This window comes from Sphingobium sp. B10D7B (genome assembly GCF_025961955.1).
Classification (GTDB): Bacteria; Pseudomonadota; Alphaproteobacteria; order Sphingomonadales; family Sphingomonadaceae; genus Sphingobium.
In genome coordinates, this window is record NZ_JAOQOQ010000001.1 from 1,863,803 (window position 1) to 1,890,536 (window position 26,734).

Here is a 26,734-nt window from a genome sequence, read left to right on the forward strand (position 1 = left end):
TTATTCACGGATTAGAAAAAGGGGCGCCCGAAGCGCCCCTTTTTTCTTGCCGGTCAAATTCGAAGACCAAGCCGCGCCGCAATGGGCGCGGAAGCTCAGGCGGCTTTGCGGGTCTTGGCCAGCTTCTTGAGCAGCATGTCGCGCTTCAGGCGAGACAGATGGTCGATGAACAGAATGCCTTCAAGATGGTCCATCTCGTGCTGCAGGCAGGTCGCGAGCAGACCTTCCAGCTCTTCCTCATGAATCCGCCCCTGCCGATCCATCCAGCTGGCGCGGATACGCGCGGGCCGCTCGACCTCGGCATATTGGTCCGGCACAGAGAGGCAGCCCTCATTGTAGACCGAGCTTTCCGGGGAACCGTCGAGGATCTGCGGATTGATGAACACCAGCGGATTCTTGACCGGCGGCGCGTCTTCCGCGTCGGACTCGGGCTCCTGCAGATCGATCACCAGCACCCGCTTGGGCACGCCGACCTGGATGGCCGCCAGCCCGATGCCCGGCGCATCATACATCGTGTCGAACATGTCATCGATCAGCGTCTGCAAATCATCGTCGATCGCCTCGACGGGCGTCGAAATCGTCCGCAGAATCGGGTCCGGGGTCTCAAGGATCGGTCTAATGGCCATGCTGTCCAGATATGAAAGCCAAGGCGCGAGATCAAGCCGTTGTTAACGCTTTGTTCCGATCAGGCTGATCGAACGCGGCAGGATCTGCCCGCGTATCCGCCCCTCAACCAATCGGCCGCCGCGCCCGCAGCGCCTGCGCCAGCGTGCCCTCATCAAGATAATCGAGTTCGCCCCCGACGGGCACGCCATGAGCCAGTTGTGTCAGCCGCACCGGATAGGCCTCCAGCCGCTCCGCGATGTAATGGGCCGTCGTCTGCCCCTCCAGCGTGGCGTTCATCGCCAGCACGACTTCATCGATGCCGCCATCGGCGACGCGTTGGACAAGGCTGGCGATCGAAAGGTCTTCGGGCCGCACGCCATCCAGCGCGGAGAGCCGCCCGCCCAGCACATGGAACCGTCCCGGGAACAGGCGCGACTTTTCCAGCGCCCAGAGATCCGCCACATCCTCCACCACGCACAAAGTGCGGGCATCGCGGCGGGGATCGGCGCAAATGGCGCAGGGATCGATGGTATCGACATTGCCGCAGACCGAACAATGAACCATCCGCTCGCTCACGTTTTCCAGCGCGCGCAGCAGCGGCACCATCGCCGCATCGCGCCGCTGCAGCAGGTGTAGCACCGCCCGCCGCGCCGAACGGGGGCCAAGGCCGGGCAGCCGGGCAAGCGCCTGCGTGAGCGCGTCGATCTCTGGCGAGGACATGACTGCCAAATAAGGGCTTGCGCTGCGATGATACAAGCGTTTCAGAGGGCCGCATGAAAGAGCCTTTGCGGATCGTCTTCATGGGAACGCCGGATTTCGCGGTGCCGACGCTCGATGCGCTGACCGCGGCCGGCCATTCCGTGGTGGCGGTGTATACGCAGCCACCACGTCCGGCAGGTCGCGGCAAGGCGCCTCGCCCGAGCCCGGTGCAAGCCAGAGCGGAGGCGCTGGTCCTGCCGGTGCGAACGCCGCTCTCCCTGAATGACGCGGCGGAACAAGACATCTTCGACGCTTTCCAGGCGGACGTCGCCGTGGTCGCCGCCTACGGGCTGATCCTGCCGATCCCGGTCCTCCACGCCCCGCGGCTCGGCAGCCTCAACGTCCACGCCTCCCTGCTCCCCCGCTGGCGCGGCGCGGCACCGATCCAGCGCGCGATCCTCGCAGGCGATGAGCGCACCGGCGTCACAATCATGGCGATGGCCAAGGGTCTCGACACCGGGCCGATGCTGGCAAAGGTCAGCACGCCCGTGGACGACAAAACCGCCGGCGCGCTGACCGACGAGCTGGCGCATGCCGGGGCCGCGTTGATGGTCAAGGTGCTCGGTCAGATCGGGGCCTATCCGCCGATGATCCAGCCCGAGGATGGGGTGACCTATGCGGCCAAGATCGACAAGGCGGAGAGCCACCTCGATTTCACCGCCGGGCCGGTCGCAGCCGAACGGCAGGTTCGCGCCTTCAACCCCGCCCCGGGCGCATGGTTCGCGCACAAGCGCGAGCGCTACAAGGTTCTGGCTGCCTCTGTCGATTCTCGGCCCGGCCCCGCAGGAACCGTGCTCGACGAGGGTCTGCTGATCGGGTGCGGCGAGCAGGGCTCGCTGCGCCCCACCCTCATCCAGCGCGCCGGCAAGGGCGCCATGGCCACCGCCGATCTGCTGCGCGGCACTGCCATTCCGGCCGGCACCCTCTTGGAATGACCCGCTTCGCTTTCACGGTCGAATATGACGGGCGACCCTATATGGGCTGGCAGCGCCAGGCCCATGGCCCGAGCGTGCAGCAATGCATCGAGGAAGCGCTGGGCCGCATCGCCGGCGGCGCGCCGATCGTCCATTGCGCCGGGCGGACTGATGCAGGCGTTCACGCCCTCGCCATGCGGGCGCATGTCGACCTGGACAAGGCGATCACGCCTTTTCGCCTGATGGAAGCGCTCAATGCCCATCTGCGGCCCGAGCCGATCGCCATTCTGACGTGCGAAATCGTGCCGGAGGATTGGCACGCCCGCTTCTCCTGCGTCGCGCGCGCCTATGAGTATCGCATCCTTAACCGCCGCGCGCCGCTCACCTTCGAGCGCGGGCTTGTCTGGCGTGTGCCGCAGGTGCTGGACGCCGAGCGGATGCACGAGGCCGCACAGGCCCTGGTCGGCCGACATGATTTCACCACCTTCCGCTCCGCGCAATGTCAGGCGGACAGCCCCCACCGCACCCTCGCTCGGCTTGATGTCGTGCGCGTCGGCGAGCGCATCACCGTTCACGCCAAGGCCCGCAGCTTCCTTCATCATCAGGTCCGCTCGATGGTGGGCTGCCTTGCCTTGGTCGGCACGGGCACATGGTCACCCGACGACCTCAAGGCGGCGCTGGACGCGCGCAATCGCGCCGCGCTGGGGCACAACGCCCCGCCGGACGGCCTTTATTTCATTGCGGCGGACTATCCCCTAACCGCCTGACAACACATTGTTAAAGCTCCCGGGCGCAGATTGGACGCTCAGATGGACATGCGAGCGGTGTCGCGAGGCAGGCTAAGACATGGAATTGGGGTATCTTCAGGCTGAACATATGGCGCTGCTCGAGCTGTGCCAGCAAGTCACGAGCCCGGCGACGCAGCGATCCGGCGCAGAGGTTGGCGAACTGATCGCGCTGCGCAGCAAGTTGAACCGCATCTTGATCCGCCATCTGGCCAAGGAGGATAAGCACGTCTATCCGGCCCTGCGCGCAAGCGGCAACGGCAGGATCGCCACGCTCGCCTCGCAATATCACGCGGAGACCGGCCATCTGGGGGATCTATGGGCCGATCTGATGAAGGCCTGGCCGGACTGTCGGATTTTCCAGGAACCCGAAGCCTTTCGCGCCGCCCTCAGGCCCGCGCTGGAGGCTCTGGTCGACCGCATCCAGCGGGAAGAGCAGATGCTCTATCCGGCCTATCTGGAGTCGCAGGGCCTGAGTGGGATCGGGATTGCGCCCGATCAGGCATCAGCCGCCTGACGCGCATCAATCCTCTTCGACCAGCAACTCGGGGGCCGGGGCATGGCCCAAGAAGGCCGCCGGACTCGCACTCGCGCCATAAGCGCCGGCCATGAACAGCGCGACGAGATCGCCGACCGCGACAGGCGGGAGCATCACGGCATCGCCGAGCCGATCCAGTGGCGTGCAGAGGCACCCGACCACATGGACCGGCTCGCTCGCCGGCGGCTCATCGAAGCGGTTTGCCAGCGCTATCGGGTAATTGCGGCGGACCACCGTACCGAAATTGCCGCTGGCCGCGAGCTGATGATGCAGGCCGCCATCCACCACGGCGAAAGTCTCTCCGCGGCTTTGCTTCACGTCGATCACGCGGCTGAGGTAAATGCCGGCTTCCGCCACCAAGAAGCGTCCCAGTTCAAGCGCGAACCGGCTCTCGCGCAGGATCGCGGGGCGGTCGGCCAGCAGACGGTTCAGCCCGTCGCCGATGATGGAGAGGTCGAGCGACAGGTCACCGGGGAAATAGGGCACCCCGAAGCCGCCGCCGAGATTGACCAGCGGCGGGCTTAGCCCCACCTCCTCCGACAAGCGCGCGACAAGCTCCATGGTGGCCGACTGGGCCGCGACGATGGCCTGCGCATCCAGCGACTGCGAGCCGGCAAAGACATGCCAGCCACGCCATTCCGCTCCTGCGGCGATCAGGTGGCGGGTCAGTGCGGCCGCACGATTCGCATCCACGCCGAAGGGCCGCGCCCCGCCGCCCATCCGCATGCCCGAGCCCTTCAGATCGAAATCAGGATTGACGCGCACCGCGAGCCGGGGCCGGATATTGGCGCGTGCAGCCAGCGCGAGTGCGCGCTCGGCTTCGCGTTCCGACTCCAGGTTGATCGTCACGCCCGCGGCAAGGGCGTCGGCAAGCTCCCGGTCGGTCTTGCCCGGTCCGGCAAAGCTGATCCGGCTGCCGTCCACCCCGGCTGACCGCGCCATCTCCAGCTCACCGGCGGAGGCAATGTCGAACCCGTCCACCAGCCCCGCCATGAGTGAGAGAAGCGGCGCGAAGGGATTCGCCTTCATCGCATAATGGAGATCGACCCCGGCAGGCATGGCCGCCCGCAGGGCCCCGACACGCTGGCGGAGCTTGCCGGCGTCATAGAGAAAGGCCGGCGTCTCTCCGATCTGATCGATCAGCGCGGCCACGCCCTGTCCGCCGACCAGCAGCATGCCGGCCTCGCTCTCATAACCGGGCGGGATCGGCCCCATCGGCTTGGGCTTGAGGGACGTCATGCCAAGCCCTCCCCGGCCAGCGCGGCAAGCGCCACGCGGTCGATCTTGCCATTGGGGTTACGAGGCATCTGCGCCACAATCCTGATCTCCGCCGGTTGCATGAAATTGGGCAGCGTCTGCCGCAGCTGCGCGGACAGACGCCCACCGAGCGAGCCGCGATCGGTCTCGCATAATGCCGCTTCCGCCCGCACGAACAGCACGATGGCTTGGCCGAGGCGCTCATCCGCGCGACCAAGCGCACAGGCTTCGGCCACGCCCGCGACGGCCACCGCCGCCTCCTCCACCTCGCTCGGGCTGATGCGATTGCCGGCGCTCTTGATCATCGCGTCGTCCCGGCCGACGAAGCGCAGCAGGCCCTCGCCATCGCGCACCACGGTGTCGCCGGACCATACCGCCATGCCGCGATAAGCGGAAGCAGCCGGCGCCGGCTTGAACCGCTCCGCCGTCCGTGCTGCATCCTGCCAATAGCCTTGCGCCACCAGCGGGCCGCTATGAACCAGTTCGCCGGGCTCATCATCGGCGGTCAATGTGCCATCGGGGCGCACGACGAGCACTTCTGCATCCGGTATCGCCTGGCCGATGCTGTCGGGGTGGCGATCCAGCAGCGCGGGGGGCAGATAGGTGGAGCGAAACGCCTCGGTCAGCCCATACATGGCGAACACGTCCACACCGGGGAACGTCTCGCGCAAGCGGGCGATCAACGGACGGGTGAGCGCGCCGCCGCTGTTGGTGAGCCGACGCAAGGCAGCGCGCGCCTCTGGCGGCCAGTCGATCTCGGTCAATTGCACCCAGAGCGGCGGGACGCCGGCCAGCGTCGTGATCGCATGCCGGGCAGCGACTTTCGCGACCTCGCGCGGCAGCAGATAATCGAGCGGCACCACACATCCGCCGGCCCACCATGTCGAGAGCAGTTGGTTCTGCCCATAATCAAAGCTGAGCGGCAGGAGCGCGAGGGTACGGTCCGTCGCGTCGAGACCGAGGTAGCCGGCCACTGACCGCGCGCCAATCATCAGATTGGCGTGGCTGAGCATCACGCCCTTGGGCCTCCCGGTCGATCCCGATGTGTAGAGAATCTCGGCCAGATCGTCGGGGCGTCCCGTGCCGGGCGGCAACGTCGCGGCGTCCGCATCTTCAATCACTCCGAGCAGCGCGGCCTCTTCCACGCGCGCCACAGCCTCGGCCATATCGCCCGGCTCCAGCGTCCCCAGCCGCGCGGGTTGCGAGATCAGCATCACCGCGCCGCTATCCCGCACGATATGGGCAACCTGCGCCCGTTTGAGCAGCGGATTGATCGGCACATAGACATGCCCGGCCCGCACCACGGCCAGGGGCAGCAGCGCTGCCAGAAGGCCCTTGGGCAGCCACGCCGCCACCCGACTGCCGGCGGGCGCGCCTGCCCCGTCGAGACGCGCGGCGAGCAGGTGCGCGAGCCGCCCCACCAAGTGCTCCATCGTCGCATAATCGATCGCGCCGAACTTGCCCGCCAGAGCAATGGCAGTCGGCTCGCCCTGCTGTGTCAGATGGTCGAGGGGCGGTAGCATCCTCCGCCCATATCACGTTCTTTCAAGGCATGAATAGGCGCGCACGTGGCGAACGTGGATCGGCCGCAACAGTCGGGCAAGATCGGCCCGGCCCCGCATCGCCATGCTTTCCAAAATGATATCGACCCGCTAGGGGCCCGATGATGCAGACGAGCCAGGATCGAGAGGGCAATGGCGCCTCCAACAGCGCGGCCAGCGATGCGTTGCGCGCATCGCTCGTGGATGTGCTCGGGCTCGCCCCTCAGCGTGTCGATCTGTTCGACGAGGAGACGGGTCTGTTCGGGTCGCTGCCGGAACTGGATTCCATGGCTGTCGCCACCTTGCTGACCGATCTTGAGGATCGGCTCGATATCGTCATCGATGATGATGATGTGGATATGGACAGCTTCGAGACGTTCGGCAGTCTGGCAGCCATGCTGAGCCGCAAGCTGGACAGCCGCGCCGCCTGACAGGCGAACTCTTTCGCATTCGCTTGCCGCACGCCGCGCGCTGCACCGCGCCATCGGTTTGCATCAAATGCAATCGCTCCGCCGCTTTTTGCGTTTGTGAGCCATGGTGCAGCGCAGCACTATGGCCACGGAAGAACATGGGATGCCGAGCAAGGCTCTTTTGCAACTGACAAAGGAGACTGTTCGTGAAAAATGCTTTTTTTGCCGCCGCACTGCTTGCGTTTGCCGTCGTCACACCCGGCCACGCGAAAGAGGCTGAGAAGACCTTCACGCATGAAGGCGTCAGCTACACCTACACCGTCACCGAACTCGGCGACAGCCGCCGGGTGATCGAGGGCCGCGCAACGCCCGGCTCGACCTTCCGTCTCACCGTCGCCAAGGGCCGCGTGATCGGCAGCGCCAACGGCATGCCGGTATCCTTCCGCGTGAAGGATGCGGTCCTGCTGAACGAGACGCCGCTGACCAAGGTTGCCTCGCGCTAATCGCGACACGTGACCCGTCTGGGCTCGCGCTCAGGCTCAGGACAAAGGAAAGCCGGGCAGACCTTCGCGGTCGCCCGGCTTTTCACATTCTAGTTCACCGTGATGCCGCGCTCAGGCCGGCACATGCTCGCGCTGAGATTCAAAGTCGGCTTCCGCGAGGAACCGCTCGGCATCTAGCGCCGCCATGCAGCCCATGCCGGCCGCCGTCACCGCCTGACGGTAGATCTTGTCCGTCACGTCGCCGGCCGCGAACACGCCCGGAATGCTGGTACGGCTCGTGCCTTTCTCGACGACCAGATAGCCTTCATCGAGCGGCAGCTTGCCCTCGAACAGCTCGGTTGCCGGCTTGTGCCCGATGGCGACGAACGCGCCGTCCGTCTCGATATGGCTCTTCTCGCCCGTCTCGGTATCGATCAGATCGACACCGACGAGACCTTCCGGATCGCCACCGCCGACAAACCGCTCGACGGCCTTGTTCCACACCACCTTGATGTTGGGATGGGCGAACAGGCGATCCTGCAGGATTTTTTCCGCGCGCAGACTGTCGCGGCGGTGGATCAGCGTCACATCATGGCTGTGATTGGTGAGGTACAGCGCTTCTTCGACTGCGGTGTTGCCGCCGCCGATCACCACCACCTTCTTGCCGCGATAGAAAAAGCCATCGCACGTGGCGCAGGCCGAGACCCCCTTGCCCTGCAGCAGATGCTCGCTCTCCAGCCCCAGCCACTTGGCCTGCGCGCCGGTCGCGATGACCAATGTGTCGCCATAATATTCGGTGCCGCCGTCACCGGTCAGCTTGAAGGGGCGCTTGCTGAGGTCGACGTCGACGATCTGGTCGTACATCATCTGCGTACCGACATGCTCGGCCTGCGCCTGCATCTCTTCCATCAGCCACGGGCCCTGAATGACCTCGCGGAAGCCGGGATAATTCTCGACATCGGTGGTGATGGTCAGCTGACCGCCCGGCTGCATTCCCTGCACCACGATCGGCGCCATGCCGGCGCGCGCGGCATAGATGGCGGCCGAAAGACCGGCCGGCCCGGAACCGAGAATGATCATGCGCGAGCTGTGCGTGGCGGTCATGGGTCGATGTCTTCCTTCGCGGAGAGATAGGTCAGATCGTCGCTGGCACTGCCTAGCGAACGTCATTCGCATTTAGGGTTTGTGGCGCGGAACTCAATGCTCGGCGGACGAGGTTGGCCTTCAAATCGCCCCTCCTCTGAAGAGGAGGGGCTCAGATTAGGCACTACGATCCCGCGCCGATCATCGAGGGCAGCGAATCGAAGCCGGACTTCAGTACCTCGCCCCATTGCCGGGAAATGGTTGAGAATTCCGGGTCGTCCGCTTCGATCCGGCGACGGACGCTGAACTCATATTGATCGCGCGGGATGATGCTCAGATCGAGCGGCATCCCCACCGACAGGTTGGAGCGCAGCGTCGAATCCATGGAGACGCACACCGCCTTGGCGGCGTCGGAGAGCGACGTGGTCGGCTTGATCATCCGGTCAAGGATCGGCTTGCCATATTTGTGCTCGCCGATCTGGAAGAAGGGCGTGTCCGCCGTCGCTTCGATGAAATTGCCTTGCGAGTAGACCAGGTACAGGCGGGGCTTGCCGCCCTTGCGCTGCCCGCACAGCAGGATGCTGGCACTCAGTGAGGGGCTGGTGCCGCTCATCCCCTCGCGCATTTCCTTCTGAACCGCCTTCATCGCCTCGCCGACCAGATGGGCGGCGCGGTGCATGGTGGCGCAGTTCAGCAGGGTCTCAACCTCGGGATTGTCGACCGCGTCCTTCATGGCGCGGGAGAGCTTGGTGCGCACTTCCTGCGTGACCGAAAGGCTCCCGGAACACAGCAGCGCAATCGCCCGCTCGCCGGGGCGCTCATAAGTGAAGGTCTTGCGAAACATGCCGATATTGTCGAGCCCGGCATTGGTCCGCGTGTCAGAGAGCATCACCAGGCCGGCCTCGACCCGCAATGCCACGCAATACGTCATTTTATGCCCCTTTTTCATGCCCGCACCGAGCCGCCCGCCCGACTCACTGTTGCGTCTGGGATTGTGCGGTATCCTCAGATGGCAGACTGGCAATCTGCACGTCGTGCGACAATGCGGTTTCGCCCCCTGCGATCATCACGCCCCGAATCGGCGCGGCATCTGCGGCATCAAGGCCACAGCACAGGCGCACATGCCCCTCCACCGGGCAGATGCCCAGGGTAATATCGAACCCGATCCAGCCCAGCCCCTCTACCCAGGCTTCCGCCCAGGCATGGGGCTCATGGTCGCTATCCGGCCGCTCGTCGTCCCGCAGATAGCCCACCACATAGCGGGCCGGGATCAACAGGCTGCGCGCCGCTGCAATGAAGACATGCGCCTGATCCTGGCAAACCCCCGATTTCTGGGCAAAGGCCTGCGCGGCCGTGGTTTCCATGCTGGTGCTGCCGGATCGATATTCGATCTCCTCGTGCACCAGATCGGAGAGGGCGTGGAGGCTGGCGAGCACGCCCTCCTCCCGCCGCGCGCGCTGGGCCAGATCGGCAATCGCCGGGTCGATCTCGGTCAGCGGTGTTGCGCGCAGGAACAACTGGGGCCGTACCGCGCCATCGGCAGGCTTGAGCACGCCGGCGCAATCGACTGTCCGCACCGTCCCTTCTGAGAGGATCGTGACGCTGTCGACACGGCCGGGCGCACGCCACACTGCCTCGGCATCGCCATAACCGTTGATGATCCAGCGTTCGATGGGCTGGCCGTTCGCTGTCACCGTCCATTGCTCGACGGTTTGCGCGTTGCTGGTCGCGGGCAGCAGGCGCAGGCGCATGACCACGCCGCCAGCCTCCTCCTCATACCGATAGACAGTCTCGTGACGGATCGTGATCCGCATGGCCCGGTCGCCTCCCGCTCAGCCGAAATGATAGGCTTGTGCGATTTCGTGCCCAAGCATGTTGCACTGGACAATCTTGCTCTGGACGGTTTCGTGCAAGCCCCGGCGGAAAATATCTCCGCTATTGGCCTGCGCGAGCGTCTCCACCATCTCCTCGCTGCGCAGATTGGCCGGCGTGCGCTGGCCATGCCAACTGGCGAGCCGCTGCAGCCGATAGGCGATCTGGTCGAAGCAATAGAGCGTGCTGCGCGGAAACTGCCGATTGAGCATCAAGAAGTCCGTGATCTGCGCCGGCGTGTAGGAGCCGCCATAGACATGGTGATAGGCGCGGCTGCCCGACAGAGCGTGCAGCACCGAAGTCCATTGATAATGGTCGCGGTGACCGCCGACCACTTCGGTCTCCGGCAGCAGGACGTAATATTTGACGTCCAGCAGCCGCAACGTCATCTGCGCCCGCTCCAGCGCGCCACCGACCCGCAGGAAATCATGCCCCTCGTTGCGCAACTGGCCGCTCTCGGTGGCGCCGCGGAAGATCATCGCGCGGGTCTTCACCCAATCGATGATCTCGGCGAATTCACGGCGCGCATCGTTGACGCCATAGGTTTCCAGTTTGCGCCAGCCCTCGTTGAGCGCTTCCCACATCTCCTGGGTAAGCGCGGTGCGCACCGACTTGCCGTTCTGCCGTGCCCGCGCGAGGCAGGCGCGGATGGAAGCAGGGTTATCGGCATTGAGAATGAGATGTTCGACGATGTCGCTCTCGCGGATAATGGCATCCTTGCCGAACACATCCTCGCACTCGGTAACCTGCACGACCGAGCGCCACTCGTCACGCATCGTCGCGCCGGGGAGGATGGTCATCCGCTGCCCCATGGTGAGCAATCGCGCGGTGGCTTCGGCGCGCTCCATGTAGCGGGCCATCCAGAACAGATTTTCGGCGGTCCGGCTCAGCATGGGCGGCCTCCCTTTGGTTGGACCTGCATGTCGCAAACGGCCTCGCGCATCATGGCCGCCTCTCTCATCGCAGCCCCCCTCACCGGAGCACCCACGTGTCTTTGACGCCGCCGCCCTGGCTTGAATTCACCACCAGCGACCCTTCCGCCAGCGCAACCCGCGTCAAGCCTCCAGGCACCAGCCTGATCTCCTTGCCGACAAGGCAGAAGGGCCGGAAATCGACATGGCGCTGTACCAGCCCGACCGGCCCGAGTGTGGGCGCGGCCGAAAGGTCGAGCGTCGGCTGCGCAATGAACTCGGAGGGATTGGCGCGGATGCGCCCAGCATAAGCCTCGATCTCGCTCGCGCTGGCCTTGGGGCCGATCAGCATCCCATAACCGCCCGAGCCGTGAACTTCCTTCACAACCAACTCGGGGAGATGGTCCATCACATAAGCGAAATCGTCCGGCTTGGAACATTGCCAAGTCGGCACATTCTGCAGGATCGCCGTCTCGCCCAGATAGAAGCGGATCATCTCCGGCACATAGACGTAGATCGCCTTGTCGTCCGCGATGCCCGCACCGGGCGCGGAGCAGAGCGTTACGCCGCCCCCGCGATAGGCATTGAACAGCCCCGGCACGCCCAGCAGGCTATCGGGCCGGAAAGCGAGTGGATCGATGAAATCATCGTCGATGCGCCGGTAGATCACATCCACCCGGCGGGGGCCGCGTGTGGTCTGCATGAAGACCAGCCCGTCTTCCACGAAGAGATCGGCCGGCTCGACCAGCTCGACGCCCATCAGGTCGGCCAGATAGCTGTGCTCATAATAAGCGCTGTTAAACGAACCGGGGGTAAGCACCACGACCTGCGGCACGCCCTTGCAGGCGGGCGGCGCCACCTCCTGCAGCGAGCGCAGAAGCTGGCTCGGATAATCGTCCACCGGCGCAACCCGCTGCCGGGCAAACAGCTCCGGGAACATCCGCGTCATAATCTCGCGATTTTCCAGCATGTAGGAGACGCCCGAGGGCGTGCGACAATTATCCTCCAGCACCATGAAATCATCGAGACCGGTGCGAACGATGTCGATGCCGACGATATGGCTGTAGACCCTGCCCGGCGGGGTGAAGCCGGCCATCTCCGGCTTGTAGGCCTTGTTCTGATAGACGATGTCGCCCGGCACGATCCCGGCCCGGATGATTTCGCCGCGATTATAGACGTCGAGCAGGAAGGCATTGAGCGCCGCCGCGCGCTGGCGAATGCCGGCTTCCAGGCGCGCCCATTCCGCAGCGGTAAAGATGCGCGGCAGCAGATCGAAGGGAATAAGCCGCTCCGGGTCACCGCCCTCCCCGTACACAGCAAAGGTGATGCCGATGCGCCGGAAGATCGCTTCCGCCTCGCTCAATCGTCGGTGCAGCCCCTCGATGCCGGTCTCATCCACCCATTGCTGAACCACCGCGTAACAATCGCGAACGTCTCCAGCCTCACCCAGCATCTCGGAACATGTCATCAGCGTATGCGTTTCTCTATCTTATTGTGCATTGCAGCATAGTGAGCCGGGGAAATTCAAAATCAAGAGTAAAAATCGCGGGAGGGACGATCACGTTCCGCGCGGTTAAAAATATCTCGGCAAGGCGTCATAGCGGATTGACGCACCGCGAAAAATATGGCCGATTACCGCCGTTTTTCTACTTCATGCTGGACGGACGCTGATTTTCCGTGCATGGGAGCGCGCATGGACTTTTGGCTGGCCCTTCGCCTCACGCGACTTACGCGCCCTTAGGCGCGATACCCAAGCGGTTGCCGCAGGCGGCCCGCTGCGCCTAAGGGCCTTTTAGCCACAGAATCAGATCCTCATCAGTGCAAATGCATAGCGCCTGCGTGCATTTGGCTGTGAACAATGAAATGTCCGAACCATGATGCTGAGCGACCCGTCACAGAAATACCGTCCCTTCCCGCAAGTGGACCTGCCCGACCGGCAGTGGCCCTCGCGCACGATCACGCAGCCGCCCCGCTGGCTCTCAACCGATCTGCGCGATGGCAATCAGGCGCTGATCGATCCGATGGATACCGAGAAGAAGACCCGCTTCTTCGAGCTGCTGACCCGCGTCGGCCTCAAGGAGATCGAGGTCGGCTTCCCCTCGGCCGGCGCGACCGAGTTCGATTTCATTTCCGGTCTCGTCAAATCGGGCCGCATCCCGGACGACGTGATCATCCAGGTGCTCACGCAGGCCCGCCGTGACCTCATCGAGCGCACGTTCGAGAGCCTGCAGGGCGCGCGCCAAGCCATCGTCCACGTCTACAACGCCGTCTCTCCGGCGTGGCGGCGGATCGTGTTCAACATGGAGCGGCCGCAGATCAAGCAGATCGCCGTCGATGCCGCCAAGATCATTCGCGACGAGGCCGCCAAGCAGCCGAACACCGATTGGCGGTTCGAGTACAGCCCGGAGACCTTTTCCACCGCTGAACTGGATTTCAGCCTGGAGTGCTGCGAGGCGGTGATGGACATTCTCCAGCCCACGCCGGAGAAGCCGCTGATCCTCAACCTGCCCGCCACGGTCGAGGCCGCGACGCCCAATATCTATGCAGACCAGATCGAATGGTTCTGCCGCCACATCCGGAACCGCGACAGCGTGGTCATCTCGCTGCACCCGCATAACGACCGGGGCACCGGCGTGGCGGCGGCGGAGCTGGGCCTGATGGCCGGCGCCGATCGCGTCGAGGGCTGCCTGTTCGGCAACGGCGAGCGCACCGGCAATTGCGATCTGGTGACCGTGGCACTCAATCTTTACACGCAGGGCGTCTCGCCGGGCCTCGACTTCTCCAACATGGAAGAGGTCGTGCAGACGGTGACCTACTGCAACCAGCTCCCCGTCCATCCCCGCCACCCTTATGCCGGCGATCTGGTTTTCACCGCCTTCTCCGGCAGCCATCAGGACGCGATCAAGAAGGGTTTCGCCGCGCAGGAACAGCGCAATGACGAGATCTGGGACGTGCCTTATCTGCCCATCGATCCGGCGGATATCGGCTGCTCCTATGAAGCGGTGATCCGCGTCAACTCGCAGTCCGGCAAGGGCGGCGTCGCCTGGGTGCTGCAGCAGGACAAGGGCCTCAAGCTGCCCAAGCGGATGCAGGGCGATTTTTCCAAGGTGGTGCAGGACCTGGCGGACAAGTCCAGCCGTGAACTGCATGCCGCCGACATCTGGGAAGCGTTCGAGCAGCATTACTGCCTCACCGGCCCGCAGCCTTATGCGCTGGTCGACTATGTCGAGAGCGGTCCCGCCGGGAACCGTGTGTTCACCGGCAAGATCGTCCATGACGGCAAGGAGCGCAGCATTTCGGGCCGCGGCAATGGCCTGATTTCGTCGGTCCTCTCGGCCCTGCGCGATGAACTCGGCATCGGGCTCGACGTGGTCGATTATAATGAGCACGCCATCGGCACCGGCGGCAACGTCCGCGCGGCGGCCTATGTCGAATGTCGCACCGATGATGGCACCACATTCTTCGGCGTCGGCACGGATGAAGACGTGGCGACGGCATCGGTGAAGGCCGTGCTGTCGGTCGTGAACGCCTATCACCGCCGCCAGAATGCAGCAGCAAAAGCTGCCTGACAGAGAGATCCTTCAGAGCATCGATAAACCCGGCCGGAGCATCCTCCGGCCGGGTTTTTCATATCTCGCACAGGTTAGGGCCGCAGCGTCACACCATCCGGATAATCAGCCCATCCCGCCGGATGAACTGGTGCCACAGCGCCGCGCCGATATGGCCGATCACCAGCGCCCCGAAGATGAGCCCAAGCACCTCATGCGAACCGGCCACGGTCACGATGGCATCGCCCCGCGCCACCGCGAATTTGGGCACGTCGAAGACATTGAACCAGTTGAGCGGACGCGGCCCTGCCGAGGACATGATCCAGCCGGTGAGCGGCATGAGGATCATCAGGGCATAGAGCAAACGGTGCATCAACGCCGCCGCGCGCTTGGTGCGTCGGGATATGGTCGTCGGCAGCGGCGGCGGGCTGTTCATCAAGCGCCAGAGCAGCGCCAGTACGGACAGGACGAGGACGGTCAGCCCGATGGATTTGTGAATATTCATGACGCCGGGGATCACCGCACCCAGCGGATCGTGCCCGAGGCCGATCGCGATATTGGCGATAATCAGTAGCGCAATGATCCAGTGCAGCCAGATCGCCACCATGGAATAGCGCACCCCCGCGTAAGTCCCCATCACGTCCTCCAACATGCCAATGAGGGGCAGAATGCGGACAAGGACCCCGCTGCGCAAGAGGCCGCTCAAATATCCGAGCGCGACGGAGGTGCTATCCCGCGATCTGGATGCCGATCCAGAAGGTCTGAGGCGTGCCGAGGTCTGTGCTCACGGCGCCATTGGCCGAGGTCACCTGCCGGGTGACCACGCGTTCATCGAACAAGTTCTCGACCCGGCCGACCAGCGCCATCCGGCCGGTCAGTGGCACGCGGGCATAGCCGTCGAGTGTCGTCGCGGGGGGCATCCGGTCGGCCTGCAGATCGTCCTCATATTGCGGGCCGACATGGCGGACGGTGAGCGCAAGCCGGGCATTGCCAGGCGCATGCCAGCCCAGCGTGGCGCTGGCGCCATGGCGCGGGCTTTGTGCCGGTTGCAGGCCATCGAGTTGAGCCGCCGCGCCGCTCGCCTCCACGCGGCTGTCATTATAGGCATAGGATGCCGAGAGATCGAAATCCCCGAGCGTCATCGTCCCGCTCACTTCCACGCCCTTCGCCACAATCGCATCGACATTGCGGCGCTGGCGCAGATTGGTGCCGATCGTCACGTTCGCGACGGCATCGGCCAGATGATTGTAGAAGGCGGTGGCAGAGAGCGTCAGGCCGGGCGCCGGGGTCAGATCGAACCCGGCCTCGACACCGCGCAGCCGCTCGGGGGCGAGATCGGCATTGGCCTGCGTCGTCACCGGAAACACCGTGAAGCCGCGATACAGCTCGTTGATCGTCGGCAGGCGGAAGCTGGTATAGCCTGCTGCACGCAAAGCGACGCCCGGCGTTGCCTGCCAGATCAGCCCCGCGCGGAAGCTGCCCTCCCAATCCTCGCGGTCGGCATAGGTTACCGTCCTGACTGCGCCGGAGGCCGGCGTTCGCTCGGTGAAGCGCCCACCGCTGATCCGCCAATAGTCGAGGCGCGCGCCGCCGGTCAGGATGAGGCGCCCGAGCGACCAGTCATCCTCCATATAAATGCCGCTCGTGACCTGCCGGCCACTGGCTTCACGCCGCGCGGTGGCGGCGCCGGTCGTGGCGTTGAGCGCCTCCTCATACATGTCCGCGCTCGCGAACCGGCTATCGGCGCCGATCCGCAGCAGATGATCCTCACCCACCGGCGGGCGCACCTCCAGCTTGCCGCCGAGCCCTGTCGACGGAGTGTTGCGCTGGTTCAGCGTCGGGCGAAAGCTCGTCGCGCTGACCACGATGTTGCTGAAGTTGCGCAGTTGCAAATAGCCCAGCGCCTCGACCTGCCAGTCGCCGCGCCCGACATAACGGAGGCTGGCGTCCTGCCCTTCCTGCGCGCTGTCGGCCCCGGCGAAGCGCAAGGTCCGGTCATCGCGAAAAAGGCCGATCCGCGCCTGAATCTCACTTGTCTCGCCCACGGCGGCAACGCCCCGCGCGCTCACCGCCCATGTCTCGTAGCCCGCCGGAACGCTGGCCGCGACGCGCTGGTCCGCAGGCGTCGTCCAGAAACCGTCGCCGCGCGCATAGCTGCCGGAGATGGAGACGAAGCCATTGCCCAGATCGGGACTAAGGCTCGCCTCGATCTGCTGGGCATTGCGCGAGCCATAGAGCGCCCGCGCGCTGTAGCCCGGCAATTGCGTGCGGTCGGCGCTGAACAGTTCGATGCTGCCGGCGACCGTGCCGGCCCCGAAACTGCCCGCGCCGCCGCCCCGCGTAATCCGCGCCGCGCCAATACCGTCGAGCGGCAAAGCATTGAACGGGATGGAACCGAAGAAGGGATCGGCCAGCGGCACCCCATCGAGGAGCACGACCGCCCGGCTGGTCGCATTGCCGCCCAGCGCGCGCAGCGTGACGCCCTGCGCCGACGGGTTGGCCGAGCGGCTATCCGACCGGCGGAACTGCTGGAAGCCGGCGACATCGCCCAATGCATGTTCGATGGTGCCGGATGCGTCTTCCGCCAGCCGCGTCTTTTCGAGCGTGACCGATCCATAAGCCGGCGTGCCCGGCGGCAGCGCAAGCCCCTGCCCCAGCACCACCACATCCGGGCCGGTTTCCTGCGCGTGAAGGGGCATGGAGAGGAGCAGACTGGTGCCGCTGAGCAGCGCGACGAAACGGAAATGGGTCATCATGGGGCTGGGCCATGCCGGATCGGCCCGGCCTTGGCAACGCCGCGATAAATAAGCGGGGATGTCTGACCATTTGCTTTGACAAGGCCCGGCACCTGTCTCAATACAGGATTGGAGTTGAGGAGATGGAAGCAGTCAATCTCGAGGGTCTATCCTCGGTTGTCGACCTGAGCGGCTTTGATCGGGCCAAGCGCGCGGACATATGGGCTGGCGCGGCGCCGAATGTTTTTCCCGGCCTGTGCGTACAGGCAATCGAGGCCAATCCCACAATCGGAGCGATCCTGCATCGCCGTGTTGGCCCGGGCGCGCTGTTCGCCGTGTCCTCCGCCCCGGCCGAGGTGACATACGCGCCCACCGGCAGCCCGGAATCCCACCAGTTTCTCACCATGATGCTGCAGGCTGAAGGCAGCTCTCTTGCCACCCAGCGGCAACGCCAGTGCGAGATGGCGCCGGGCGACATCTGCTTTATCGACGAGCGCTACCCGTTCCGCCTGTGCGGTCTGGATTACAGCCAGCTGCTGCTGCTGCGGATGCCGCGCGCGCTGGTCATGAGCCGCTTCCCCGACATGGAGCATCTCGTCGCGACGCTCATTCCCGGGCGCGATGCCGGCACCTCCCTGCTCGCTCACACCGTGCTGCACCTGCTGCGCGTGGCGGGCGACCTGCGAGAGGCGCAGCAGCACGCGGCAATGAATGCCGTCATCCAGCTCCTTGGCGCGACCTCCGGCCTCGCGGTGGAGCTGGAGAATGTCCACTGGCGCGTGCAGAAGGCGCTCGACTACATCGAGCTCAATCTCTCGATCCCCGGCCTGACCGCCGAACAGATCGCGCAGGCGCAGCATATCAGCCGCCGCCGGCTCGATCAGCTAATGCGCGATGCGCTCGGCGTCTCGATCACCGGGCAAATCTGGAATCGCCGCCTGCAGCGCGCTGCCGACGATCTGCGCGATGCACGCTGGGCGGGCGCCTCGATCTCCCAGATCGCTTTTGCCAACGGCTTCGAAGACCCGGCCCATTTCGCCCGCGCCTTCAAGCGCCGGTTCGAGACGACGCCCGGGCAATGGCGCGCCCTCGCCCGGCCTTTGACTCACTGACCAGTCAGGACTCGTTCGGTGCCGCCGCAATCGCGCGGCGCTCATAGGCGCGCGCCAGGAACGCGCCGGTCACCAGCTGGACGATGTGGAACATCATTACCGGCAGGACGACGGCGCCGGCCATGGCTGCCGGGAAAAGCACATTCGCCATCGGCACGCCCGTCGCCAGCGACTTGACCGATCCGCAGAACACCAGAGATGCCTCGTCAGGACGCGCCAGGCCGGTCAGCCGCGCCGCCAGTCGCAGCACGATGACGATCACGGCCAGAATGAGCAGGCAGAAGCCGAGCAGAATGGCGATGTCGATGCCCGAGATCGCCTGCCAAAGGCCGCCGGTCACCGCCTTGCCGAATGCCCCATAGACCATCACCAATATGGCGCCGCGATCCACGAAGGAGGTCAGCATCTTGTGGCGCAGCAGCCAGGCGCCGATCCAGCCGTGCAGCGCCTGACCGATGGCGAAGGGGATCAGGATCAGGCCCACGATTGCCCAGACCGCATCCATGTTGATCGCCGCGCTGCTCGCCAGCAGCAGTCCCGTCAGCAGCGGCGTAAAGACCACGCCGGCCAGATTGGAAGCAGCCGCCGCGCACACCGCCGCCGGCACATTGCCCCGCGCGATCGACGTCAGCGCGATGGACGACTGCACCGTCGACGGCAGGCAGCACAGGAAGAGAATGCCGGTAAACAGCATCGGCTCGATGACCGGTCCGGAGAGCGGCTTGAGGGCGATGCCGATCAGCGGAAACAGCGCGAAGGTCGCCGCGAGAATGAGCAGTTGCAGCTTCCATTGGCCGATGGCGCCGACCACCGCCTCGCGCGGCAGACGCGCGCCGTGAATGAAGAACAGCGCAATCACCAGCACCTTGCCGAGCAGATCCACCGCCGGCACCAGACTGCCGCGCGCCGGCAAAAAGCTCGCCAGCAACAGCGTGCCCAACAGCATCAGCGTGAAGCGGTCGATCTTCAGCCAGGCAAGGCGACCGGTCTTTTTCAATTGCTATCCCCCAATCGGATGAATGTCTGGCAGGCACCCTTAGGGCCATCCCGGCAAAGCCCATAGGCTCATGGCGCACAAATTCTAGTCGGCAAAACCCTCGGACGTCTGCCGCACGCCTTGGCCCGCCATCCATAAAGCCTCAGCCGGCTAGCCCGTCGCGGAACCATTCGATATGCTCGCGCTATTCCGAAACAGCCGGCTCCCCCTTCCCAACGGACGACCGGCCCATCGAGAGACATGCTTTATGAAGAGGCCGACCTGCGTGACGACATTTGCCCTTGGTTTCATGCTGGCTGCCGGCGGCGTGCCCGCGACGGCGAGCTTCGCGCAGGATGCGCCGATCATCGAGCGGCAGCGCCTGTTCGGCAACCCAGACCGCGCCCAGCTGCGGGTGAGCCCGGATGGCAAATATCTCTCCTGGCTCGCCCCGCGCGATGGCGTGATGAACATCTGGGTCGCCCCGGCCGACCATCCCGATCAGGCCAAGCCGATGACGGCCGAGAAGGACCGGCCCATCGGCGTGCATTACTGGACCGCCGATTCCGCCATGCTGCTCTATGTGCAGGATAAGGGCGGCGATGAGAATTACCTGCTTTACGGGGTCGATGTCGCCACCGGCGCCGAGAAACTGCTCACGCCCTTCGAGAAAACGCGCGTGATGATCGTCGGCACCTCTACCACGATCAGCGACCGCATCCTCGTCGGCATCAACAACCGCGACGAGCGCTGGCACGATGTCTATAGCCTCAACCTGAAGACTGGGGCGCTGACCGAGGTCATCCGGGGCGATGGCTATGCCGGCTTCCTCGCCGACAATAATCTCGTGCTGCGCATGGCACTGCGGCCCAATGCCGAGGGTGGCTATGATTTCTTCCGGGTCACGAACAACGTCGTGGAAGACAAGCCCCTCTCCCGCACCACGCTGGAAGATGCCCTGACCACCCAGCCCGCCGGCTTCACCACGGATGGCAAGACGCTCTACTGGCTGGACAGCCGGGGCCGCGACACCGCAGCATTGATCGCGCAGGACGTCACCACGGGGAAGAGCCAGGTGCTGGCCGCCAATGACAAGGCCGATGTCGGCGGCGCGATGGCCGATCCCGTGACCGGCGAGATCGAGGCATATTCGGTGGAGTATCTGACCACAGAGTGGACGGCGATCGACCCGGATGTCGGCCAGTCGCTGGCATGGCTGCGCGAGCGACTGAAGGGCGATTTCCAGGTCACCTCCCGCACCCGCGACGATAGCGTCTGGACGATCTACAACGATCCCGTGACGGCCCCGGCCGCGGCCTGGCTGTACGACCGCAAGAAGGGCGAGCTCACCAAGCTCTATGTCAGCCGTCCCGATCTGGAAGGCGCGCCGCTGGTGCCCATGCATGCACGGGAGATCCCTGCGCGCGACGGCCTCACTCTGGTCTCCTATCTCACCCTGCCGCCGGGCAGCGATGCAGATGGCGGCGGCGTGCCGGACAAGCCGGCGCCGATGGTCCTGCTCGTCCATGGTGGGCCGTGGGCGCGGGACAGCTTTGGCTATAACAGCTATCATCAATGGCTGGCCAATCGCGGCTATGCTGTGCTGTCGGTCAATTTCCGCGGTTCGACAGGCTTTGGCAAAAGCTTCATCACGGCGGGCAATCTGCAATGGGGCCTCAAGATGCATGACGACCTGATCGACGCGGTCGATTGGGCGGTCAGCAAGGGCATCACAGCCAAGGACAAGGTCGCGATCATGGGCGGCAGCTATGGCGGCTATGCGACGCTCGCCGGCCTCGCCTTCACGCCCGACACCTTCGCGTGCGGCGTCGATATCGTCGGCCCCTCCAATCTGGAGACGCTGCTGAACACCATCCCGCCCTATTGGACCGCCGGCATCGAGCAATTTCACCAGCGCATGGGCAATCCCAATACGCCCGAGGGGCTGGCGCTGCTCAAGGCGGCCTCGCCGCTGCACAAGGCGGGCCAGATCAGCAAGCCGCTGCTCATCGGCCAGGGCGCCAACGACCCGCGCGTGAAGCAGGCGGAGAGCGACCAGATCGTCGAGGCGATGAAAGCCAATAACATTCCCGTCACCTATGTGCTCTACCCGGACGAGGGCCACGGCTTCGCCAAGCCGCAGAACAATATCGCCTTCAACGCGATCACCGAGAGCTTCCTCTCGGCCTGCCTCGGCGGGCGGGCAGAGCCGATCGGTGCCACGGTGAAGGACTCGAGCGCCAAGGTGCTGGCCGGCGCAGGCATGCTGCCGGGCCTGAGCGATGCGCTGAAGTAACTCGAAACAAAGGCAGGCCGGTGCCGCCCGGCCTGCCGCGATCTAGGCGAATGTTCGAAAATGAGACAGTCTGGCGCATCCTTTAGGGAGGCGTTCCATGTTGAAGCCTGTGCTCGCGGCCGCTCTGGCCACCCTGTCTCTCCCCGCTCATGCCATTACCCCATTCGAGATCAGCGGCACTGCCGATGTGTACCGGATCGATCAGGTCGCGCAGACCACGACCTATCTGGGCAAGACGACATTCTTCGCCAGCGGCGATCTCGCAGTGGGCGGTAATGGCGGTGGCACCATGCCCGGCGATTTCACCTATTCCGCCCTGTTCGGCCATGTGACGCGCTGGGACATCGGCTTTTCGTTCGGGCCGGAGACGGTTGATCCCTTCGATGGGCTGTTTCACGCCACGCAGGGCGGCGGCGTCTTCATGTCCGGCTACGAGGTGTTTGATCGCGCTGATCTGACGATCACCAGCGCGCACATGTGGCAGGATGAGAGCTGGCCGGCCGAACCCTTCCCCGATATCCGCTTCGGCTCCTTCGTCCCCGAACCCGCAAGCTGGGCCATGATGATGGGAGGCCTGGCGCTGGTGGGTGCGATGATCCGGCGGCGGGAGATGTCGTTGAGCTTGGCGCGGGCCTGAGGACCAAACCTCCCGAACAGCACCACTAGTGCTCCTGCGAAGGCAGGAGCACAGGGCCCAACCACAGCGCGCTATCGCCCTGGGCTCCTGCCTCCGCAGGAGCACAACCGTATTTTTACCCAGTTAGAACGCAAAGTGGCGCCCGCCCGCGTAGATCGCAGGCAGGCGCCGGACTGCATCAGGCGAAGTAAACCGCCTTCGTCTCGGTGTAGTTTTCGAGACCTTCGATGCCGCCATCGCGACCAAGGCCGGACTGCTTGAAGCCGCCGAACGGCATGTGGATGTCCACCATCATGCCGTTGATCGTCACCGACCCGGCGCGATATTCGCGCGAGACGGCGAAGCCGCGCTCGGCATCCTGCGTGTAGATTGCGCCGTGCAGACCGTAGACGGTGTCATTGGCCTTGGCCATCATGTCCGCCTCATTGTCATAATCGACGAACGAGACGACCGGGCCGAAAATCTCCTCCTGGAAGATCGTCATGCTCGGATCGACATCGGTGAACACCGTCGGCTCGATGAAGAAGCCACGGTTGAGGTCGGCCGGGCGACCGCCGCCGAGCGCAAGCTTGGCGCCCTCGGCCTTGCCCTTGGCGATATAGCCCTGCACGCGCTCAAGCTGGCGCTGCATGGTGAGCGGGCCCATGCCGGTATCGGCCTCGAACGGATCGCCGACCTTCACCTTGGAAACGGCGCTCGTATAGGCGTCGATGATCTCGCTCTTGCGGCTCTTGGGCACAAGTACGCGGGTCAGCGAGAAGCAGACCTGCCCGGTGATCGGCATGGAATAGGGCACGAGGCTCTTGAGCACATGGTCCATATCGGCATCGTCGAGAATCATCGCCGCCGACTTTCCGCCCAGCTCCAGGCTGACGCGGGCGAGACGCTCGGATGCGACGCCGGCAATGTGCTTGCCCGCCGCGGTCGAGCCGGTGAAGCTGATCTTGTCGATGCCCGGGTGACGGATGAGGTGATCGCCCACCTCGCGCCCGGCCGGCAGCATGTTGAACACGCCGGCGGGGATGCCCGCTTCCTTGATCGCTTCAGCGAGGATGTGCGCGTCGATGGGCGTTTCCGGTGAAGGCTTGCAGACCATGGTGCAGCCGGCGGCCAGCGCGGCTGCGACCTTGTAGACCAGCAGCACCAGCGGCGCGTTCCACGGCGTGACCGCCGCGACGACGCCGACCGGCTCCTTCACCACCCGCACCTTGTTGCCGCCCATCGAGCCGATGCGCTCATCGACGAACTTGTAGCTGTCGCACAGCTCGCCATAGAATTTGAACAGGCCGGGCACCTGATAGCTGGCCTTGCTGGAGAAGCCGATCACGGCGCCGACCTGGCCCGTCCAGGCCTCGGCCAGCTCGGGCATGCGCGCCATCAGAATGTCGGAGACCTTCTTGAGGTACACGCCGCGCTCCGCCGGCGCCATGCGCGGCCACGGGCCAGTGTCGAAAGCCTTGCGCGCGGCGGCGACAGCGACGTCCACGTCCGCCGTGGTCGGCTCGAAATAGGTGAGGACGGTTTCCTCGTCATGCGGGGTCACCACCGACAACTCATTGGTGCCGCTGCTCTTGCGCCATTCACCGTCGATGAACAGCTGTGCCGCGCCGCGATCCTTTATGCCTTTGATCGTCTTGTTGAAATTTTCCATGCCGAATCTCCTAAGATCGAACGTCCTCTTCGTGGCGCCTTAATTGGCGATTGGCGCGCGAAGGCGCAAGCATGCGATGGCCACTTTCCGGATCGATCCCTGCCTCATGCTGCATTGACAGGGCGCCCGGCCGTGCCGAAGAAGGAGCGGAAAGGCATCGCGAACCGATGGGAAGGCGAACGCCTGCCGGCAAAGAGAGATCAGCCATCATGACCAGCGAAATGATCACCGTCGAAGCGCTTGTGGAAGCGCCCATCGATCATGTCTGGCGGTGCTACACGACGCCGCAGGACATCATGCAGTGGAATGCGGCATCCGATGACTGGCATACGACCGCGGCAAGCGTCGACTTGCGTGAAGGCGGCGCATTCTCCTCGCGCATGGAAGCCAAGGATGGCAGCGTCGGCTTCGATTTCGCGGGCACCTACACCCGCATCGAACCGGAGCGCCTGATTGAATATGCGTTCGGGGAGCGCACGGCCCGCGTGACGTTCGCGTCCGAAGAAAATGGCACCCATGTTCAGGTGCAGTTCGAGCCGGAGGACGAACATAGCCGCGATTTGCAGCGGGACGGCTGGCAAGCGATCCTCGACAATTTCGCGCGCCACGCCAAACAGGCGCATCAGGCAGGCTGATCTGCCCAAGGGGTGGCGGTCAGTCGATCACGTTCATCGCCATGAGCCGCGCGACCGTCTCGTGCCGGAAGCGCTCGAAACTGCTGCGTGCGTCGGGCACCGGCAGACCGGTCACGAAAGCGGTTTCCAGATCCTGATGCATCGCGCGCATTTCCGGCAGGAATTCGCTGTGCGTGAGGATGTGCGGGCGGTTTTCGCGGATCGCCTCGACAACCAGCCGGCCCATTTCCAGAGGGTCCATGGCCGCGCGCATCGCGGCCCAGAAGCGCTTGACGAACACACCCTCCTCGCCCGGCGGCGCGCTGCTGTCATCTTCCGGCACCGGCATCAGCGCGCTCTGCACGGCGCCCGGATAGAGGCAGGACACGCCAATGCCATGCGGCGCCAGATCGAGCCGGAGCGTCTGGGTGTAGCCGCGCACGGCATATTTGCTCGCGGCATAAGCGCCGGCGCCGGGCAGCGGCACCATGCCGGCCATGGAGGCTGTGTTGATGACATGGCCGCCCTCACCCTGCGCCTTGATGATCGGCACGATGATCTTGCAGCCGTTGACCACCCCGCCCAGATTAATCCCGATGGTCCGGTCCCAGTCCTCAAAGTCAGGATCATCCGCCGCACCGCCACCGCCGACGCCGGCATTGTTGGCCAGCAGGTGGATCCTGCCGAACACGTCCAGCGCCTCCTGCGCCGCTGCGCGCAGGGCGGCCCGGTCGGTCACGTCCACCTTGATGAAGTGCGTGGCATTGTTACCGGTCATGAGCTCGCGGGCGGCGTCGAGATGATCCTGATTGTAATCGGCGATGACGAGCTTCATGCCCTCGGCCAGAAACGTGCGCGCCATGCCAAGGCCAATGCCGCTTGCCCCGCCCGTCACGAAGGCAACCTTGCCCGCAAAATTCTTCATGCCCGCCTCTCCTCATGGTCCGTGCGCCTTTGAACGTCACGCATTGCAAACAGGGTAACCCGCCGGAGGATCGGCGCCAAGCGGCTTGACCCATGCCGGACCGGACGCCATCAGGGCGGCGCGTGAAGGCTGCCGGGCAGCGATGGAATAAGGAGACGCAGGTGCAGTCCATTTTGGTGATCGGCGCGGGTTCGATGGGCTGCCTGTTCGCGGCACGTATTGCCGAGAGCGGCGCGGACGTCCTGCTCATCGATGTCGACAAGACCCGCATCGAAGCGATCGACCGCGACGGCATCCACCTCACCGACGACAATGGCACGCGCACCATCTCGCTGCGTGCCGGGCTTGCGGCCGATGCCCAGCCGCCCATCGACCTCGCTCTGCTCTTCACCAAGGGGATGCACAGCCGCTCGGCGATCCAGTCGATCGCGCATCTCGCGGCCAGCGGCACCTATGTGCTCACGCTCCAGAATGGTCTTGGCAATCCGGAGATTGTGGCGGAAAGTTTTCCTCAGGACCAGATCCTCAAGGGGATCGCCGCACTTCCTGCCGACCTCCATGGCCTCAATGGTGTGGAATCCCACGGCACCGGCCATGCCGAGTTGGGCGCGATGACGCCGGCCGGCGCGCAAGCGGCGCAGGATGCGACCGCCCTGCTCGCCCGCGCCGGTTTCGACGCGCGCTACAGCACGGACATTGATGTCGCGATCTGGGAAAAGGTCGCCTTCAACGCCGCGCTCAACCCGCTCGGCGCCGTCACCGGCCAGCCCAATGCCGGCGTGGACAACGCCCCCGGCCGCCGCATCATCGCAGCGATCGTCGACGAGGTGGTGGCCACGGCCAAGGCCCATGGGGTGACGGTCGACCATGCTCGCATCACCGCCAGCATCGACCATGCCCTGGCCGAACATCGCGGTCACAAGGCTTCCATGCTGCAGGACATGATTGCCGGCCGTGCCAGCGAGATCGACTTCATCAACGGCGCCATCTGCGATCGCGCCCAAGCGGTCGGCGTCCCCGCGCCCAGCAATCAGACGATGGCCGATCTCGTTCGGTTGATGGAGATGGCCCGGCGATAATCC

Annotated in this window: 25 protein-coding genes; 11 read left to right on the forward strand and 14 right to left on the reverse strand. The window is 64.8% G+C overall.

From position 1 onward, the window contains the following. Positions 1-95 precede the first annotated feature (95 nt). Together def and recR are read right to left on the reverse strand one after the other, a co-directional pair. A complete protein-coding gene (gene def, locus M2331_RS08860; RefSeq protein WP_181559944.1) occupies positions 96-626 on the reverse strand; it encodes a peptide deformylase in 531 nt (176 codons plus the stop codon). Positions 627-729: 103 nt separating this feature from the next. Then, positions 730-1,326, reverse strand: a complete 597-nt coding sequence (gene recR, locus M2331_RS08865) for a recombination mediator RecR (RefSeq protein ID WP_181559945.1) — start codon at positions 1,324-1,326, stop codon at positions 730-732. 65 nt (positions 1,327-1,391) lie between these two features. Here recR and fmt point away from each other — a divergent pair, with 65 nt between their 5' ends. From fmt to M2331_RS08880, 3 genes are all read left to right on the forward strand, one after another. Beyond that, positions 1,392-2,300, forward strand: coding sequence for a methionyl-tRNA formyltransferase (gene fmt / locus M2331_RS08870; protein WP_181561437.1), 909 nt, complete (start codon positions 1,392-1,394; stop codon positions 2,298-2,300). Beyond that, positions 2,297-3,046, forward strand: coding sequence for a tRNA pseudouridine(38-40) synthase TruA (gene truA / locus M2331_RS08875; RefSeq protein WP_181559946.1), 750 nt, complete (start codon positions 2,297-2,299; stop codon positions 3,044-3,046). Before fmt ends, truA begins: the two co-directional genes overlap by 4 nt. A 79-nt stretch (positions 3,047-3,125) precedes the next feature. Further along, positions 3,126-3,581, forward strand: coding sequence for a hemerythrin domain-containing protein (locus M2331_RS08880; protein ID WP_264573067.1), 456 nt, complete (start codon positions 3,126-3,128; stop codon positions 3,579-3,581). A 6-nt stretch (positions 3,582-3,587) separates the two neighbouring features. On the opposite strand, the gene M2331_RS08885 is transcribed toward M2331_RS08880, so the two are convergent. Together M2331_RS08885 and M2331_RS08890 are read right to left on the reverse strand one after the other, a co-directional pair. Next, a complete protein-coding gene (locus M2331_RS08885; RefSeq protein WP_264592342.1) occupies positions 3,588-4,841 on the reverse strand; it encodes a pyridoxal-dependent decarboxylase, exosortase A system-associated in 1,254 nt (417 codons plus the stop codon). Continuing rightward, a complete protein-coding gene (locus M2331_RS08890) occupies positions 4,838-6,382 on the reverse strand; it encodes an AMP-binding protein (protein ID WP_181559948.1) in 1,545 nt (514 codons plus the stop codon). Before M2331_RS08890 ends, M2331_RS08885 begins: the two co-directional genes overlap by 4 nt. A 143-nt stretch (positions 6,383-6,525) precedes the next feature. Here M2331_RS08890 and M2331_RS08895 point away from each other — a divergent pair, with 143 nt between their 5' ends. Together M2331_RS08895 and M2331_RS08900 are read left to right on the forward strand one after the other, a co-directional pair. Beyond that, positions 6,526-6,831 carry a phosphopantetheine-binding protein gene (locus M2331_RS08895; protein WP_181561439.1) on the forward strand — a complete coding sequence of 102 codons (306 nt, stop codon included), beginning with the start codon at positions 6,526-6,528 and terminating at the stop codon, positions 6,829-6,831. Between the two features lie 185 nt (positions 6,832-7,016). Then, complete coding sequence (locus M2331_RS08900) at positions 7,017-7,313, forward strand: hypothetical protein (protein WP_181559949.1); 297 nt, start codon at positions 7,017-7,019, stop codon at positions 7,311-7,313. 111 nt (positions 7,314-7,424) lie between these two features. On the opposite strand, the gene trxB is transcribed toward M2331_RS08900, so the two are convergent. From trxB to M2331_RS08925, 5 genes are all read right to left on the reverse strand, one after another. Then, positions 7,425-8,396: a thioredoxin-disulfide reductase gene (trxB, locus tag M2331_RS08905; protein WP_181559950.1), complete on the reverse strand. Its 972-nt coding sequence runs from the start codon at positions 8,394-8,396 to the stop codon at positions 7,425-7,427. Positions 8,397-8,559: 163 nt separating this feature from the next. Then, entirely contained in the window at positions 8,560-9,294 is a 735-nt protein-coding gene (locus M2331_RS08910) for a peptidase (protein WP_264573071.1), read from the reverse strand. 55 nt (positions 9,295-9,349) lie between these two features. Continuing rightward, positions 9,350-10,189 carry a transglutaminase family protein gene (locus tag M2331_RS08915; RefSeq protein WP_181559952.1) on the reverse strand — a complete coding sequence of 280 codons (840 nt, stop codon included), beginning with the start codon at positions 10,187-10,189 and terminating at the stop codon, positions 9,350-9,352. A gap of 18 nt (positions 10,190-10,207) precedes the next feature. Continuing rightward, the gene (locus tag M2331_RS08920) at positions 10,208-11,140 is read right to left on the reverse strand and encodes an alpha-E domain-containing protein (protein WP_181559953.1); all 933 of its coding nucleotides are present in this window, start codon (positions 11,138-11,140) and stop codon (positions 10,208-10,210) included. Positions 11,141-11,219: 79 nt separating this feature from the next. Then, positions 11,220-12,626, reverse strand: a complete 1,407-nt coding sequence (locus tag M2331_RS08925) for a circularly permuted type 2 ATP-grasp protein (protein WP_181559954.1) — start codon at positions 12,624-12,626, stop codon at positions 11,220-11,222. 406 nt (positions 12,627-13,032) lie between these two features. Here M2331_RS08925 and leuA point away from each other — a divergent pair, with 406 nt between their 5' ends. Further along, positions 13,033-14,727: a 2-isopropylmalate synthase gene (leuA, locus tag M2331_RS08930; RefSeq protein WP_181559955.1), complete on the forward strand. Its 1,695-nt coding sequence runs from the start codon at positions 13,033-13,035 to the stop codon at positions 14,725-14,727. A gap of 88 nt (positions 14,728-14,815) precedes the next feature. On the opposite strand, the gene M2331_RS08935 is transcribed toward leuA, so the two are convergent. Together M2331_RS08935 and M2331_RS08940 are read right to left on the reverse strand one after the other, a co-directional pair. Beyond that, on the reverse strand, positions 14,816-15,343 hold the full coding sequence (locus tag M2331_RS08935; protein ID WP_181561440.1) for a cytochrome b: 528 nt from the start codon (positions 15,341-15,343) through the stop codon (positions 14,816-14,818). A gap of 91 nt (positions 15,344-15,434) precedes the next feature. Continuing rightward, positions 15,435-17,462: a TonB-dependent receptor domain-containing protein gene (locus M2331_RS08940; RefSeq protein ID WP_181559956.1), complete on the reverse strand. Its 2,028-nt coding sequence runs from the start codon at positions 17,460-17,462 to the stop codon at positions 15,435-15,437. Between the two features lie 122 nt (positions 17,463-17,584). Here M2331_RS08940 and M2331_RS08945 point away from each other — a divergent pair, with 122 nt between their 5' ends. After that, positions 17,585-18,553: a helix-turn-helix domain-containing protein gene (locus M2331_RS08945; protein WP_181559957.1), complete on the forward strand. Its 969-nt coding sequence runs from the start codon at positions 17,585-17,587 to the stop codon at positions 18,551-18,553. Between the two features lie 4 nt (positions 18,554-18,557). On the opposite strand, the gene M2331_RS08950 is transcribed toward M2331_RS08945, so the two are convergent. Next, complete coding sequence (locus M2331_RS08950; protein ID WP_264592343.1) at positions 18,558-19,550, reverse strand: bile acid:sodium symporter family protein; 993 nt, start codon at positions 19,548-19,550, stop codon at positions 18,558-18,560. Positions 19,551-19,815: 265 nt separating this feature from the next. On the opposite strand from M2331_RS08950, the gene M2331_RS08955 reads away from it, so the two are divergent. Together M2331_RS08955 and M2331_RS08960 are read left to right on the forward strand one after the other, a co-directional pair. Further along, positions 19,816-21,825 carry a S9 family peptidase gene (locus M2331_RS08955; RefSeq protein ID WP_319800985.1) on the forward strand — a complete coding sequence of 670 codons (2,010 nt, stop codon included), beginning with the start codon at positions 19,816-19,818 and terminating at the stop codon, positions 21,823-21,825. Between the two features lie 97 nt (positions 21,826-21,922). Beyond that, the gene (locus tag M2331_RS08960; RefSeq protein ID WP_181559959.1) at positions 21,923-22,462 is read left to right on the forward strand and encodes a PEPxxWA-CTERM sorting domain-containing protein; all 540 of its coding nucleotides are present in this window, start codon (positions 21,923-21,925) and stop codon (positions 22,460-22,462) included. Positions 22,463-22,640: 178 nt separating this feature from the next. Here the strand turns inward: M2331_RS08960 and M2331_RS08965 are convergent, their stop codons facing one another. Beyond that, positions 22,641-24,113 (reverse strand): aldehyde dehydrogenase, encoded by a 1,473-nt coding sequence (locus M2331_RS08965; RefSeq protein WP_181559960.1) that lies wholly within the window; start codon positions 24,111-24,113, stop codon positions 22,641-22,643. A 209-nt stretch (positions 24,114-24,322) separates the two neighbouring features. Between M2331_RS08965 and M2331_RS08970 the strand changes: the two genes are divergently transcribed. Beyond that, positions 24,323-24,748 carry an SRPBCC family protein gene (locus tag M2331_RS08970; protein ID WP_220128537.1) on the forward strand — a complete coding sequence of 142 codons (426 nt, stop codon included), beginning with the start codon at positions 24,323-24,325 and terminating at the stop codon, positions 24,746-24,748. A gap of 19 nt (positions 24,749-24,767) precedes the next feature. On the opposite strand, the gene M2331_RS08975 is transcribed toward M2331_RS08970, so the two are convergent. After that, complete coding sequence (locus M2331_RS08975) at positions 24,768-25,652, reverse strand: SDR family oxidoreductase (protein ID WP_181559961.1); 885 nt, start codon at positions 25,650-25,652, stop codon at positions 24,768-24,770. 161 nt (positions 25,653-25,813) lie between these two features. Here M2331_RS08975 and M2331_RS08980 point away from each other — a divergent pair, with 161 nt between their 5' ends. Then, positions 25,814-26,731 (forward strand): ketopantoate reductase family protein, encoded by a 918-nt coding sequence (locus tag M2331_RS08980; protein WP_264592344.1) that lies wholly within the window; start codon positions 25,814-25,816, stop codon positions 26,729-26,731. Positions 26,732-26,734: the final 3 nt, after the last annotated feature.